This window comes from Hymenobacter sp. FMD4, assembly GCF_058932745.1.
Genome location: NZ_JBZYWH010000006.1, coordinates 168,882 through 183,613 on the forward strand (window position 1 = coordinate 168,882; position 14,732 = coordinate 183,613).

A 14,732-nucleotide genomic window follows, 5' to 3' on the forward strand; every position below is an offset into this window, starting at 1 on the left:
GGTCGGTTGTATCGGTCAAAGGTACGTTCCGACCTGTAACGAAACAATGCAATTGTAATCTGGCTTCAAGTGACATATTACAAGGTGAACCAGCCCGTGCTACTTGCCGTTACAGAGTTTGTGCTGCCTTATCAACCCTTTCAGTACGGTTTTTGTTAGGTTGTTAAAAGGTTTTTGCTGACTTTCTGGTGTTTTCTTCAGCGTCTCTAACTGACTCTTGATATGATGCTTCCACTACTCCGCTGCCGGGTCGGGCGTGGCCTTGTTAGCTTGCTGTTATTCTTGGGCTTGTGGTTAGTAGGGGCTGAAGCACAGGCTACTCACATTCGCGCCGGGGATATCCAAGCCAAAAGCGACACCACGGCTAACCCCAATCCGTTTCGCATCTTTTTCAAGATGGTCGTCTACACGGATGTAGGGTCACCAGCAACGGCTGACGAAACGGAAACCATCTTTTTTGGAGACGGTACTAGTACGCCGATTAACGGCTTGGTGCGCTCAAGCCGGACTAACATCGGCAACAACATTTACCGGGACGTCTTTTTCTTCGAGCATATTTACAATGCTCCAGGGAGGTATAAAGTCAGCTTTATCGGTGAAAACCGTGACTCGGGCATTCTAAACATGTGCTGCTCAGATCAGCTTAACTTTTACATCTTTACTGATATTACCATCAATCCGCTGATCGGCATAAACCGCTCCCCCATTCTTTATGCTCCAGCGGTAGACCGGGCAGCTCGCTCGCAGGTATTCTTGCACAACCCAGCTGCTTTTGACCCTGACGGGGACTCGCTCGCTTTCAAGTTGAGCACTCCGCAACGGGAGGTGCGTTCCGTGCAAGCTATCTGGAATGGCACCAAGCGCCCAGTACCTACTACGGTTCCCAACTACGTGCTGCCTAACCAACTGACAGGGGTAAACGCAGTTCAAGTACCTTATGCCGGCCCGCCAGCAAGCCAGGATGGCCAAGCTGCTATTATTACCATGGATGTGCGTACCGGACAACTTGTGTGGAATGCACCGCTGCAGCTTGGCAAATACAACATCGCCTTTGTGGTTGAAGAATGGCGGCGTACCGCGAATGGCGCCCGGATCTTGGCGGGGGAAGTACATCGGGATATGCAGATTCGAGTGGAAGCCTCGAACAATATCCGTCCCACCGTATTTGTGCCGCGCGATACCTGCGTAGTGGCTGGTACCAACATTACCCGTACCATTACGGCTACCGACCCGGATAACAATCCCATCCTGTTGGAAGCTTTCGGTGGGGTGTTCCCACCTGCCACTTTTGTGCGAACCGTTAACCGGCCCGGTTACGCGGCCGGCGTGTTTAGCTGGACGACTAGCTGCACCGACGTTGCTTCCGATCCAAAAATCATTCTCTTTAAGGCCACCGACCAACCAACCGGCGGCAATCCCAATTTGATCGACGAGCGGCCGTGGCGTGTAACGGTGGTCGGCCCGCCGCCTACTAACCTGCGCGGCACAGCGGCGGGTGGCACCATTCAGCTGAACTGGGACCGATACTTCTGCCAAAACGCTTCGCAGATTCTGATTTTCCGTAAGGAAAATCCTTCAACCTGGAACCCCAGCGACTGCGAAACGGGTATTCCGGCCAGTGCTGGTTACACGCAGGTAGGAGCGGTAGGGGCCAACCTTCAGACTTTCAACGACGACAATGGTGGCCGGGGGCTGGATCGGGGCAAGACGTATTGCTACCGCATCTACGCAGTGTTTCCGCGGCCGGCGGGTGGGGCCAGTATTGCTTCGCAAGAATTTTGCGTGACGCTGCAAGGTCGCGCCGCCTTGTTTACCAACGTGACGGTAGACCGCACCGACGCTACCAATGGCCAAATCACTGTGAAGTGGACCAAGCCAGTTAGCTCGTCGGGCTTTTTCCCGCCGGTAGGTTACCGCCTGTTCCGTTACGAGGGCCAGACGCCGCCCACGGGTGGTACGCCCATCCGCACGATCAGCAACCTAAATGATACGGTGCACGTGGACGCGGGCCTGGATACTGAGAACCGTGCCTACAGCTACCGTCTGGAGTTCTTTAGCAACGTTTCGAGCCAACCCAACTCGGCCGTGCTGACGGAAACGGCTGGGCCAGCTAGTAGCGTGCGGCTCAACGGCGTGGCCAACCCTACTGCCAATAGTATCAAGCTCAACTGGACCTACAATGTACCTTGGGACAACAGCCCGCAACGGACCCGCATCTTCCGTCGTGAGTTGAACTCGACCAACTTCGTGCTAGTGGGCGACACTATCGTGACGCGGACGGGCGGCACCTATACTGACCGTGGAACCACGGCTCAGCCGCTGCGGAAAAATCAGGTGTACTGCTACTACGTGGAGACCAACGGCACGTATGGTGCGGCTAATCTGCCCAGCAACCTCGTGAACCTGAGTCAGGTGCGGTGCATTACGCTGGCTTCGATTCCGTGCACGCCTGTTCTCCGGCTACGGCCCACCAACTGCGACAGCGTAGCTGCTACCTTGCCGCGCGGCGGACAGGGCTTGTACAACAACTACCTGACTTGGACCCTGAGCAATACGCCAGCCGATTGCGGCCGTAACATTGCCTACTACCGCGTGTTGTTCCGGCCCACCCAAGAAGGTGACTTCAATGAAATCGGCCGTTCGCCGGTACCCAGCTTCGTGCACCGTAATCTGACTTCGGCAGCGGGTTGCTATGCGGTGGTGGCAGTGGACTCGGCTGGGCTTAGCAGTGCTCAGAGCAACATCGAGTGCCAGGACAACTGCCAGATCTTTGTGTTGCCGAACATCTTTACGCCTAATGGTGACGGGAAAAACGACACGTTCCGTCCGATCTTTGCCTCGCCTGTCAATCAGGTGAAGGTGCAGATATTCAACCGCTGGGGAGTGAAAGTGTATCAAGGTAATGCGTCCGCTGACCTGACCCTGTGGGATGGTGGCGGTGCCCGCGGCGGGGAAGGCCGCGATAATGGAGCCCGCGCTTCGTCGGGCACTTACTACTACCTGATCGAGGTGGAGTTTGGCGACCTGAATCGTACCAAGCGCAGCTACAAAGGCTGGGTTGAGATAATGCGCGAATAATTGGTCCTTGGCTAACTCTAAACACACCGGGCAGCTCCTAGCGGGGCTGCCCGGTGTGTTTGCAGGAATTGGAAGAATCATTGGCCCTACTCGACAAAACTCTTAGTGAGCTGTCAAGCAGCTAAAGCAGGAAGTTTCGATAAAGGAGTAGAGCATATAAGCACAGTTTTTTGCGCAGCAAAGCCCGATTGCGCACCTTGCGCCCCCAAAGCCCGGATGGAGGCCCGCTGATCAAATCGGTGCCTATATCCGCATTGATTCCCTCAATCCGCACTGATCTGTGACCAAAGCAATTGTTTTTCCTGGCCAAGGCAGCCAGTTTACCGGCATGGGCCGCGAGCTGTACGAGCAACATTCGGAGGCCAAGCGCCTAATGACGCTGGCTAATGAAATCCTGGGTTTCTCGCTCACCGACATCATGTTTACGGGCTCCGATGAGGATCTGCGTCGCACCGATGTAACCCAGCCAGCCATCTTCCTACACTCCATCGCGCAGTTTGCCGCCACGCCCGGCTTGCAGCCCGATATGGTCGCAGGTCACTCCCTCGGCGAGTTTTCGGCGCTGGTAGCAGCCGGCGTGCTGCGCTTTGAAGATGCGCTGCCATTGGTGGCCCGCCGTGCTCAGGCCATGCAAGCCGCCTGCGAGGAGCAGCCCGGCACCATGGCCGCCATCCTGGGCCTCGACGACGCAGTGGTGGAGCGCATCTGCCAGGAAATTACGCAGGGCGGCAACGTAGTGGTAGCTGCCAATTACAACTGCCCCGGCCAACTTGTTATCAGCGGCTCACGGGCTGGTATTGATCAGGCCTGCGAAGCCCTAAAGGCGGCTGGTGCTAAGCGTGCGTTGCCGCTGCCAGTTGGCGGTGCATTTCACTCGCCGCTGATGCAGTCGGCGGAGGCCGCATTGGCTGAGGCCATTGCCCGCACTACGTTCAGCGCTGGCCGGTGTGCTGTGTACCAGAACGTGGATGCCGCTCCGCACACCGACCCCGATGAAATCCGCCAGAACCTCATTCGGCAGTTGACGGCCCCCGTACGCTGGACGCAATCGGTGCAGCGCATGGCCCAGGACGGTGCTACTGACTTTGTGGAGTGCGGCCCGGGCAAGGTGTTACAAGGCTTGGTAAAAAAAATCGCGCCGCAAGCCGCTACGGCCTCGGCTCAGTAAGGCTGAATACTCAAGAGCCGGCTGCTAGGCCGGCTCTTTCATTTGCTGAATGATACAAGCTGAGTTTTCTCCCCGGCGCGGATACTGGTGGCGTACCTTACTAGGTACGAGCCTGCTGCTGATCGGGCTGTATCTGTATGCATTCGACGCGGGCCCAGCGGTTACTTCTGATTCGGCTTTCTACCTATCGGCGGCAAAGAGTTTGGCGCAGATAGGCGAACTGCAAAATCCTGACGGTACGCCCTATACCTCTTGGGGACCTTTGTACCCTGTGCTACTGGCCGCTGGCTTGTCGTCGGCAAGTGTATGGGTGGGAGTGCTGCACGGGCTGAGCTTACTGGGGGCACTAGCAGCCTGGAGCTGGCTAGCCGGGCAGTTGCTGCCTGGGCGCTACCTGCCGGCTGGGGTTACGGCTGCGTTGGGGGCAGCAGCTCCGTGGCTGGTTACGGCCAAATTCGTGTGGTCGGAGCCGGTGTTTATCTTCTTGTTTGCCGCGTACGCCGCTAGCCTGTACGCATACCTGTGCAGTCAGCAAAGCGCATGGCTGCTGGGGGCCACAGTGGCGGGCATGTTGCTGCCACTTCAGCGTACGTCGGGCCTGTTTCTGCTGATTGGCTCCGCCGCGGGCATGCTGCTGGCTTATCCTGAATTGAGGCTACGCCGGTTGTGGTGGCTACACATCGTAAGCAGCATAAGTGGCGTGGTGGCGTGGCTGATATATGCCCAACAGGTGGCGCTGCAGCCGGAAGTGTACCACAGCCGGGGCTGGCAGGGCCTGCGCGAAACCTGTGGCGACTTTGGCTACGTGCTGCTGCGTTGGTTGGTGCCGGTGCACCAGGAAGGGTGGCCCAAGCACTGGCTTTTTGAGTTGATATTGCCGCTGATGCTGGCTGCGCTGTCCTACTTGGCCTGGACCAATAGCCGGGCACTGCGCTGGCTGAGCGTGACCGTTCTTACTTACTTGCTCTTTCACATTGGCACCACCGTCATGAGCCGAAGCGGGGGCAACGTGTACGACGTGGAGCGGTACGCCGCAGTGATTTATGCCCCGTTTTTGCTGCTGGCGGCAGCCGCATTTAGGCATTGGGTCGGCGCGCGTAGCTTGGCTTTGGTGCTGCTAGCTGTCTGGTTGGCGTATTCCGTGGTACGCGGCGGTCGGGTAGCCCACTTTTGCCGACAGATTCCACTGGAAAGACTGCTGTCAGTCCCGCGCTAAATCATCGGTCCGTGACTTACGTATGCATGCTGAGCTCCCTTTAGGAGCCAGCCACCTTACTGCTGCGTGCTTATGTCCCGCCTCCAGCGCATAGGAAGTTTAGATATCGACCAAGACCTGCAGGTTCAGGACCGCACGTGGCGGGTGCAGCGCATCAGCTGGGTGGTGCTGGCGTTGGTGGTGCTAGCAGCGCTGGCGGGCTTATTCGGTGCCGGCCCACTGTCCAATGCTACTGCCGGCAATTCGCAGGGCACCTTGTGGGTAGAGTACCAGCGTTACTGGCGCGAAGGCTCGTCGTATACTTTGCGCCTGCACTTGCAGCCACGTCCCGGCAGCCAGAGCGTGCGGGTATGGATCAGCAATAATTACCTGCGCAAAACCAAGCTGGAAAGTATCACTCCGCAGCCCATTCGGGCCGAAGCGGGCGAGTCACGTACTTACTTCGAGGTGGCCCTGGTCCCGGGACAGCGCACCGCCGAGCTGACGCTGCAGCTGCAGGCTAAAGGCCCTGGGCAGCTAACCGCCGAAATAGGTGCCGATGGGCTAGGCGCGCCCTTGCAAGCCAAGCAGTTTATCTACCCTTGATTTGTCTGTTCCTTTATGGATAGTGTACTGCGCGGTCTAGCCATTTATATCTTTTTGCTGGTAATATTTCGCATCACCGGCCGTCGCTCACTGGCCAAGATTACCACCTTCGATTTTGTGCTGTTGCTGATCATCGGGGAGGCTACGCAACAAGCCCTGCTGGGCGAGGACTTTTCGGTTACCAACGCTTTCCTGGTAATTATGACCATTGTGGGCGCCGATGTGGCGCTGTCGCTGTGGAAGAACCGCTCCAAAAAGATTGACACGCTGGTGGAAGGCCTGCCTCTGGTGGTGGTGGAAGATGGCCACCCGCTGCATGACCGCCTGCGCAAAGCCCGCATCGATGAAGCCGATATCATGGCCGCAGCGCGGGAAATGCAAGGCTTGGAACGTATGGAACAGATCAAATACGCCGTGTTGGAAAGCGGCGGCAGCATCAGTATTATTCCCAAAAAGGAAGAATAAGGCTAGGCTACATATCGCCCATCCAGGCTTCTACCGGCAGTTTGTCGGGGCAGTCGGCCAGCAAATCGGCCACGCTTTGCTGCAGCTTCGGATGCACGAAGGAAGTAGCAATATCTGATAGGGGCACCAGGGCAAACATGCGCTCGGCCAAGCGTGGGTGAGGAATCGTGAGGCGTTCCGATTCAAGCACCAAGTCGTCATAAAACAGGATGTCCACGTCGAGCGTGCGCGGGCCCCACGGTTCCCGTCGCTCCCGGCCTAGCTCATGCTCCACTTGCTGACACGCGGCCAGCAACTGTTCCGGTGTGAGGTCGGTGCCGAGCTGCACGGCCTGATTCAGGAAGGCCGGTTGGCCCTGATTGCCCCAGGCTGCCGTTTCGTACACCGCCGATACGGCAATGATTTTACCGGCCTGTTCGGCCAGCGCCACTAGCGCGCGGTGCAGCGTCGCCACCCGGTCGCCGAGGTTGGAGCCGAGCAACAGGTAAACAGTATGAGCAGCGGGAGACTTGTGGTGCGGCATGTGGCTGGCGATGAAGCTGACGGGAAAGCAGGAGCGGAGCAATCCGCCACAAAAGTATACGAGCGACCCTCGCAGAAGGTCAACCGTGGACGGGGAGCTTCATGAGTTTGGTTTAAGCGCGTCGCGAAGCTTGGTGCTGCTGGAAAAACGCGATGGTGCGCTCGGCTACTTCGCGAGCCGGCTCGGGCAGCTCCTTTGGCTCCCACGGATGCGCGCCGCCGAACATGTGGCCGGCACCGGGGAGGATGTGCAATTGCGTGTCGGGCTTCCAGCGGGGCAGGTGGTGGGCGTTCTGAACGGGCAGCGTTTCGTCGGAATCGCCGTGAATTACCAGCAGCGGTTGGCGCAGCTTGCGGCGCACGTTGTGGGCAATGTCGAGGCGCAGGCGGTTGGTGTGGTAGTCCTCTACGATCTGAAAATACAGTGGCAACTGCTGCTTGGTGCGCGCATTTTCCACGTGCATCACGCCTTGCTGCTGCCACTGCTGCATCAGGGGCTCAGGCCAGCCGGGATTTACGCTGGTGATGGGTGCCCACGCCGCCACGGCCCGTACGCGTACGTCCTCGGCCCCTTTAAGCATCACTAGGCCGCCGCCGCGGCTGTGACCGGCTAAGTACAGATGGCCGAGGTCCATTTCGGCGGCCGGCACGGGCGTAGCGCCGGGCCGGTGCAGGGCATCGAGCAAACAGCCGATATCGTCGAGCTCAATGCTGAAGTTGTTGCGGCCGAACGCGTCGAGGTCCTCCAGGTCGCCGGTACCGCCTATCACCACCCCGTTGTGTGACAAATCCAGCTTCACGAACACGTAGCCGTGTCGGGCAAAGTAATCGGCCAATACGTTAAAGTGGCCCCAGTCCTTGAAGCCCTTAAAGCCGTGCACAAACACGACGACCGGTTTGGGCTGGCCCGATGGCGCAAAGTGGGCATCAGCCGCGAAGGCCCGGCCGTGATGAGCGGGCATCAGGGTAAAATCCAGGCGGGTGAGGGGGGCGGTGGTGGTTTGCATGCAAAGTAGAGGGCTAGCCCGCAATCGGGTGGTGAGGGGAGAAGGTACGCAACGAAGGCCAGAAATGCTGGTGCCTTTGCCATCAACAAGTTGCCAGATTCGCGTGTTTGCGCTATTCTGATCCGGGATTCGCACCGAAAAACCCTGCCGTGTGCGTATCATTGCGCGCCCAACTACTGCATGAAATATTCGCTGGACGACATACAGGCGCCTATTGCGGCCGAAATGAAGGAATTTGAAGGCAAATTCCGGGAGTCCATGCAGACGCGGGTGATGTTGCTCGATAAAATCATGGGCTACATCATCAAGCGCAAAGGCAAGCAGTTGCGGCCAATGTTTGTTTTTTTGACGGCGCACACGGTCAGCTCCGACCCCACCGCTGCCTTGCCGGATGCCACGTACCGCGGCGCCGCTCTCATTGAGCTGCTGCACACGGCCACCCTGGTGCACGACGACGTGGTGGATGAATCCAATTACCGCCGCGGGTTCTTTTCCATCAATGCGCTCTGGAAAAATAAGATTGCCGTGCTGGTGGGCGACTACCTGCTTTCGCGCGGCATGGCTCTGGCCCTGGAGCACGACGATTTCGACCTGCTCAAAATCGTGAACAACGCCGTGCGCGAGCTAAGCGAGGGGGAACTGCTGCAAATCGAGAAGGCCCGCCGCCTCGACATTACCGAGGACGTGTACTTTGATATCATCCGGCAGAAAACGGCGTCGCTCATTGCTTCCTGCACGGCTGTGGGCGCGGCCTCGGCCGGCGCCGATAAGCCAACAATAGAGCGCGCCCGGCTTTTCGGGGAGAAAGTAGGCATGGCGTTTCAGATCAAAGACGACTTGTTTGACTTCGGTACCGACGAAATCGGCAAGCCGGTGGGCATCGATATCAAGGAGAAGAAGATGACGCTGCCGTTAATTCATGCCCTGCGCGAAGCCCCCTGGCTGACCAAGCGGCGCATGATTTACAACGTGCAGAACAACGACGGCCGCTCCGACCGGGTGCAGGCTGTTATTGAGTTTGTGAAGAAGTCGGGCGGGCTTGATTATGCCATTCAGCGCATGCAACAGTTTCGCGACGAGGCGCTGGCCATTCTCAATACCTTTCCCCCGTCGCCGGCCCGCACCTCGCTGGCACAGTTGATCGATTATACCATCGAGCGAGAAAAATAGCCTGTTCAGCGAGTTTGCTGCAAAACCTTCAACAATTGGCGCATAGTTTTGCAAGATAGGCGGGCTGCGGATAACCATTTTACGGTTCATCGCACTGCTTTGCTTTACTAGCTTGTATGAAACATCGCCACTTGCGGTTATTGCTGGTATTACTGGTTGTGCTGGACCTAGGCTACACCTTCTTCCAGAACTATCAGTTGCCGCTAGAAGGCGACATGCCCGATATTGTGCTGCCTGGTCCCGGCAGCCGCCAAGTGCTGCAAGACCCGTTCGGCTGGGCCGCCCTCACGCGCCAAGAAGTGTATGTAGCTCCCAACCGCTTCTTTGCGCACGCGGCCATGTATGGCTATTTCCGCCACGTGCCACTTTGGCTGCAGCATTTCGTGGACCCCATCAGCAGCCTTTACGCTGCCTGCGCCCTGTTTAATACCTGCGTACAAGCCCTGATGCTCTACATGCTGGGCATGTATGCCAGCGGTACGACGCGTCTCAGCAGTCTGCGGCTGTGGATTATGGTGGCCTTGCTGGTGCCGTTATTTCAGACGGGTGGCTACCACGGGCAGATGGGCATTATCGACAATTCCATCACGTACACATTCTTCTACGCCTTTCCAATGGCGTTGCTGCTGCTATTGCTGCGGCCGTTTTTTAAGGCCGGTTGGCACCAGCGGCAGTTCCATGTTACGTGGCTGCAGTGGGTAGGGATGGTGCTGCTGATGGTGGTGCTAGCCTTCAATGGCGCCATTATTCCAGCTACCATGGCAGTATTGGGGTTCGGCATAGCGGTCCATTGGTGCTGGCGGCAGTGGCGCGCCGCCCGACAGCAGGCTGAGGGCTGGACTTGGGCTGGCTTCATCAGCCAGGTACCGTGGCAGGCCTTTTTGCTGTTGGCCATCTTCGGCGTGCTGTGTTTATACTCGCTTTACATTGGGCGCTTCGAAGCCGAGGAACTTACCAGTATGCTGCCTTTGTGGGAGCGGTACAAGCGCATTCCGGCCGGCCTGAACTGGCAGCTTCGCCAACCTGGTCTGCCGGTAATGGTGGGGGCGGGCCTGCTCAATGCAGCGCTCATCCGCTGGCTGGCGCCGCCCACACCCGAAGGCCGCCGGCTGTTGCGCATTTATGGCTGGATCTGGCTGTTTGCATTGGTTTTTATCCTGCTTCTGCCGCTGGGTGGGTACCGCAATTATCGCCCTCTCATCCTGCGCCGCGACTCCATCATGCCCATCCTGTTGGCGTTGCTGTACTTCTACGCGGTATCCACCTATTACCTCTGCCAACACTTGCCGCAAGTGCCTCGTCGTCGTTACCTGGGTTGGATAGGCGTTCTGGTGGCTTTCTACATGATTTCTGATCGGCCTGGCACGTACAACTCCAACACCTGTGAACGGCTAGCACTAGCCAAGGTGGCGCAAACCGATGCCTCAATCGTGCAGCTTGAGAATGACTGCACCGTGATGGCCTGGACGAAACTAACGGAGCCCGGTATGTCCGACACGCAGGCGCAACTGCTGGAGTACTGGCGCGTCACGCCAAGCAAGCGTTTGTACTTCCAGCCGGCGGCTGAATAGGCTGCCGGTTTTAAAACTAAACCGCGAGGCCCCGGCTACACGTCGGGGCCTCGCGGTTTATATGCTGACGGTAGTTCACCAGGCTTACGGACCGAAGGCGGGCGTAACCTCAACCAACGGTGCCTGTGGGTTATGCTTGTTCGGCTGGTGGAATCTGGTAGCTCACCTTATCCGGGGCCACATCCGATACATCAAAACGTACGCCGTCGAAAGTGCTCTTCACGGTGATTTCGTGGGTCATGTCGCAGCCAGGGCATTTGATTTCTTCTTTTTCAAACTGCCCGTCGTCTTCCATGGAATTGGCCAAGTGGTCGGGCGCGGGTACTCCAATCAGGTCGGTGAAAACTTCGGTGTGACACTCGTTGCACTCAAACTTGAGCCCCACGGTGTGCCCTTGCAATTCGGTGATGGGTGCCGGTTCGTTGGCTTTCTGCTGAATCCACATAGGGGTGATGGTTGGTTAGTAGAAAAGGAAAAGGAGCGGTGGGATTGGGCTGAACGCAACCCAGCCGTGTGCTAGTGGTACGCAGACAACCGCAAAAAGGTCACTGCCGCAGGCGGGCAGCTGGTCAGAAAACCCACCGGCTGCCTAGGTCGATGGGCATCCGTAGCGTACCTTTTCGCCGCGTACTTTATGCTGTTTGCCCGATGGATTCTGCCCTTACTACTGCCTCCTCGCTGCCCCGCGTACCGCGACTGCGCGCTTTTCGCAACTCCATAGCCCTGGCCGATAATCCCATTCCCGTCATTACCCAATACCTCGACGAGTACGGCGACACCATCGGGCTACACCTCGGCGGCATCCGACCCACCATGCTCACCCGCGACCCAGGCCTAGTGCAGCACATTCTGCAGCGCAACCACCGCAACTACCCCAAGTCGGAAATGTCGCACGGGGTGGCGCGCTACCTCGGGCAGGGCTTGCTGACTTCGGAAGGCAGTTACTGGCTGCAGCAGCGTCGGCTTATTCAGCCCGGGTTTCACCGCCAGCGCCTGGGCGCCCTCACCGAGCTGATGCTGGAAGTAATCGACGACTGCCTGCAGCCGCTTATGGCACGCGCTCAGCAGCAAGGCGGAAGCGCCGAGGTAGCTGTGCACGAACTGATGACCACCACCGCGTTCCGCATTATCGCGCGCTCGGTGTTCAGCACCAGCATGACGGAGGCCGAGCTGCAGCATCTGGCGCAGCTGCTCACCGACATTCAGGCCTTCTACGTGCGCACCTTGCGTCAGCCTTACCTAAAACCGTGGCTAGCCCTGAAAGGCCAGTTTCGCCATCACGATGAGCTTTCGGCCGAAATGCGCCGCCTCATTTTGGGTTATATCCAGCGCCGGAAAGAGGAGGGAGGCGCCGGCAAAGATGACTTACTGCAAATGCTGCTCGATGCTCGCTACGAAGACAACGGCGAGCCAATGACCGAAGAGCAAGTCCTCGACGAAGCAGCTATCCTGCTCGTGGCCGGCCACGAAACCTCCGCCAACGCCCTCTCCTGGCTGTGGTACTTGCTGGCCCAGCACCCCGCCGAAGTCACGAAGCTGCGCGCCGAAATGCAGGCCGTGCTAGGCAACCGGCGCCCCACATTTCAGGACTTGTCGAATCTACCGTACTCGCTGCAAGTCATTCAGGAGACAATGCGCTTGTACCCACCCGCTTGGATAGTGGACCGCCAAGCCCTGGAAGACGACGAATACAACGGGCTGCCACTGCCCAAGGGTACGCTTATTTCCGCCTTCATCTACGGCCTGCACCACTCACCCAAGCTCTGGGACGAGCCTGAGGCTTTTCGCCCTGACCGCTTTGGCAAGGAGCAGCAGCGGCAGCAACCGGCTTACGCTTACGTTCCATTTGGCGGCGGGCCGCGGCTGTGCATCGGCAATCAGTTCGCCCTGACCGAAATGCAGCTCGTGCTGCTCGAAACCCTGCGCCGTTTCGAAGTGGAGTGGGTGGAGCAGCCTGCAGCGCAGCTACGCCCGCTTATCACGTTGCGGCCGCGGGCCGAAATCACGTTGCAGTTTCGAGCACGATAAGGGCCTGCCTCTGGGGAGGGAAAGCCAGAAATCAGCAACGATTGCCTTCAATGATAGTGGTGCAGGTTAGCGCGTCAGGCAATAGTAAAAAAACAAAGCGGGGCCGCCGAACGAGAGTTCGGCGGCCCCGCTGTCGTTGCTGAGGTTGCTGACTTCTGGCTCTCCCGCTCCCTTAAGAGAGAATGCCGGGAGGCTCCGGTGAGGCCCTTATAAGTGAAACGTCAGCACCGGCGGGAAGGCGTGCGTAGCCACCTTTTCCGCAACGCTGCCCTGGAACAAGCGGCTGAGGCCGGAACGGGCGTGCGTCGGAATTACAATTAGGTCGGCTCCGATCTGCTGGGCAAATTCCCCGATGCCTAGGCTGGTGCTGCTGGCATCAAACAAGGTCGGCCGGGCTCGGGGCAAGCCGTGGCGTTCGGCAAAGTTTTGCATCTGCACCCGCGCCGTCTGCTGGTTGTCATCGGTGGTGACGTGGAGCAAGTGCAGCGTCGCGTCGGGGAAGAGCGACAGCACGCGCTGCAAGGCAGGCGCCGCGTTGTCGACTTCGGCCGCGAAATCGGATGGAAATACGATGTTGCGCACCTCAAACGGCGTTTGCTTATGCTTCACGGCCAGTACAGGGCAAGGCGCCGCACGCACCATGCGCTCAGTATTGGAAGTGGTAAACAGCTGTTCCATGGTGTCGTGCTCTTGCGCGCCCATCACCACCAGGTCGATGTTACGTTCACTGACTACCCGCAGGATGGCGTCATCGAGTTGCACCGTGTCGGCGGCATCGTGTACGGGTACATCGGGGGCCCGCTGCGCCGCCTCGGCCATGAGCGCCTGCATGCGCTGTTTGGTGGCGGCCAGCAGCTGAATGGTGTACAGGCTGTCGGAGGTACCGTCGCTGTTGGGCAGCTCCGAGCTTCTGACGGGGCCGCCGTAGGCGCTGAAGTTGGGCGAATTCTGTCCTGGCAGGTCGAGCACGTGCAGCAGCGTAACCGTGCCGCCGGTGCGCTGAGCCAGCTGCAAGGCAACTTCAAAGGCGTGGTGCGATTCGGGCGAGAAATCAGTCGGGACGAGAATGTTCTTCATGGTGTGGTGTGGATGAAGGTGGCTGCTCGAGCAGAAAGGTCAGCTTTTCCATACGCAAGCTCCTGAATAAAGGCGGTACCAGGGGTTAGGCGCCAAACCAAGACCTATTATGAGGCTGCCGCTATATTTTGTTAGTTTACTGCATGAGCCAGCCCCTTATCCTTGCATCCGTTGCCCAAAATCTGGTCCCGCGCCTGGAAACGCCCGACTTGATCCTGCGCAGCGTCAGCCCCGCTGACCTGCCCGAAGCCGCTGCCATGCACACCGACCCCGCCTTCTACCGCTTCCTGGGCAATAAGCCCCAAACCGAGGAAGAAGTATGGCGGCGTCTGCTCGGCCAATTGGGCCAATGGGCGCTGTTGGGCTACGGCTCCTGGGCGGTGGAAGAAAAAGCAACCGGCCTCTTTGTTGGGGCTGTGGGTTTCTTTGACTTCCAACGTGACCTGACTCCCTCCATCAGCGGGGTACCGGAAGCCGGCTGGGTATTCACGCCGCGCGTCCACGGCCGCGGCTACGCCAGCCAAGCTGTAGGGGCTATGATGGCATGGGGCGATGCGCACTTCCCCGCCACGCGCACCGTCTGCATCATCGACCCGGATAACGAGGCCTCGCTGCGCCTGGCGCGCAAGTTTGGCTACCAGGAATTTGCCCGCACCACTTACCACGATGGGCCCATTGTGCTGCTGGAGCGGCCGCCCAAGCCCCATCAATCAGTGCCTGCGGAGCAGGATAGCCACATTATTTCGCTCTAACGACAAACAAGACAAAAAAACGGGGCCGCTGAACTAGAGTTCGGCGGCCCCGTTGTCGTTATACTGAGGTCAGGCTCCCTTTTCCCGTTGAAG

At 58.5% G+C, this 14,732-nt stretch carries 13 protein-coding genes; 9 read left to right on the forward strand and 4 right to left on the reverse strand.

The features are described from left to right. The first annotated feature begins 222 nt into the window (after window positions 1-222). The 5 genes from AC5FXY_RS08600 to AC5FXY_RS08620 all read left to right on the forward strand — a co-directional run bounded on the left by AC5FXY_RS08600 (window position 223) and on the right by AC5FXY_RS08620 (window position 6,512). Window positions 223-3,078, forward strand: a complete 2,856-nt coding sequence (locus AC5FXY_RS08600; protein ID WP_493556249.1) for a T9SS type B sorting domain-containing protein — start codon at window positions 223-225, stop codon at window positions 3,076-3,078. A 280-nt stretch (window positions 3,079-3,358) separates the two neighbouring features. Next, window positions 3,359-4,246 (forward strand): ACP S-malonyltransferase, encoded by an 888-nt coding sequence (gene fabD / locus AC5FXY_RS08605; protein ID WP_493556250.1) that lies wholly within the window; start codon window positions 3,359-3,361, stop codon window positions 4,244-4,246. Window positions 4,247-4,295: 49 nt separating this feature from the next. Further along, on the forward strand, window positions 4,296-5,462 hold the full coding sequence (locus tag AC5FXY_RS08610) for a hypothetical protein (protein WP_493556251.1): 1,167 nt from the start codon (window positions 4,296-4,298) through the stop codon (window positions 5,460-5,462). 72 nt (window positions 5,463-5,534) lie between these two features. After that, window positions 5,535-6,047 carry a hypothetical protein gene (locus AC5FXY_RS08615; protein WP_493556252.1) on the forward strand — a complete coding sequence of 171 codons (513 nt, stop codon included), beginning with the start codon at window positions 5,535-5,537 and terminating at the stop codon, window positions 6,045-6,047. A gap of 15 nt (window positions 6,048-6,062) precedes the next feature. Further along, the gene (locus tag AC5FXY_RS08620; RefSeq protein ID WP_493556253.1) at window positions 6,063-6,512 is read left to right on the forward strand and encodes a DUF421 domain-containing protein; all 450 of its coding nucleotides are present in this window, start codon (window positions 6,063-6,065) and stop codon (window positions 6,510-6,512) included. Window positions 6,513-6,519: 7 nt separating this feature from the next. Here the strand turns inward: AC5FXY_RS08620 and folK are convergent, their stop codons facing one another. Further along, on the reverse strand, window positions 6,520-7,035 hold the full coding sequence (gene folK / locus AC5FXY_RS08625) for a 2-amino-4-hydroxy-6-hydroxymethyldihydropteridine diphosphokinase (RefSeq protein WP_493556254.1): 516 nt from the start codon (window positions 7,033-7,035) through the stop codon (window positions 6,520-6,522). A gap of 112 nt (window positions 7,036-7,147) precedes the next feature. Continuing rightward, on the reverse strand, window positions 7,148-8,041 hold the full coding sequence (locus AC5FXY_RS08630) for an alpha/beta hydrolase family protein (RefSeq protein WP_493556255.1): 894 nt from the start codon (window positions 8,039-8,041) through the stop codon (window positions 7,148-7,150). Window positions 8,042-8,221: 180 nt separating this feature from the next. Here AC5FXY_RS08630 and AC5FXY_RS08635 point away from each other — a divergent pair, with 180 nt between their 5' ends. Continuing rightward, window positions 8,222-9,211 (forward strand): polyprenyl synthetase family protein, encoded by a 990-nt coding sequence (locus tag AC5FXY_RS08635; RefSeq protein ID WP_493556256.1) that lies wholly within the window; start codon window positions 8,222-8,224, stop codon window positions 9,209-9,211. A 116-nt stretch (window positions 9,212-9,327) separates the two neighbouring features. After that, window positions 9,328-10,782, forward strand: a complete 1,455-nt coding sequence (locus AC5FXY_RS08640; RefSeq protein ID WP_493556257.1) for a hypothetical protein — start codon at window positions 9,328-9,330, stop codon at window positions 10,780-10,782. Window positions 10,783-10,912: 130 nt separating this feature from the next. Here the strand turns inward: AC5FXY_RS08640 and AC5FXY_RS08645 are convergent, their stop codons facing one another. Next, window positions 10,913-11,227 (reverse strand): hypothetical protein, encoded by a 315-nt coding sequence (locus AC5FXY_RS08645; protein ID WP_493556258.1) that lies wholly within the window; start codon window positions 11,225-11,227, stop codon window positions 10,913-10,915. Window positions 11,228-11,430: 203 nt separating this feature from the next. On the opposite strand from AC5FXY_RS08645, the gene AC5FXY_RS08650 reads away from it, so the two are divergent. Next, a complete protein-coding gene (locus AC5FXY_RS08650) occupies window positions 11,431-12,810 on the forward strand; it encodes a cytochrome P450 (protein ID WP_493556259.1) in 1,380 nt (459 codons plus the stop codon). 207 nt (window positions 12,811-13,017) lie between these two features. Here the strand turns inward: AC5FXY_RS08650 and AC5FXY_RS08655 are convergent, their stop codons facing one another. After that, a complete protein-coding gene (locus AC5FXY_RS08655) occupies window positions 13,018-13,887 on the reverse strand; it encodes a universal stress protein (protein WP_493556260.1) in 870 nt (289 codons plus the stop codon). A 143-nt stretch (window positions 13,888-14,030) separates the two neighbouring features. Here AC5FXY_RS08655 and AC5FXY_RS08660 point away from each other — a divergent pair, with 143 nt between their 5' ends. Next, window positions 14,031-14,639 carry a GNAT family N-acetyltransferase gene (locus AC5FXY_RS08660; protein ID WP_493556261.1) on the forward strand — a complete coding sequence of 203 codons (609 nt, stop codon included), beginning with the start codon at window positions 14,031-14,033 and terminating at the stop codon, window positions 14,637-14,639. The last annotated feature ends 93 nt before the right edge of the window (window positions 14,640-14,732 follow it).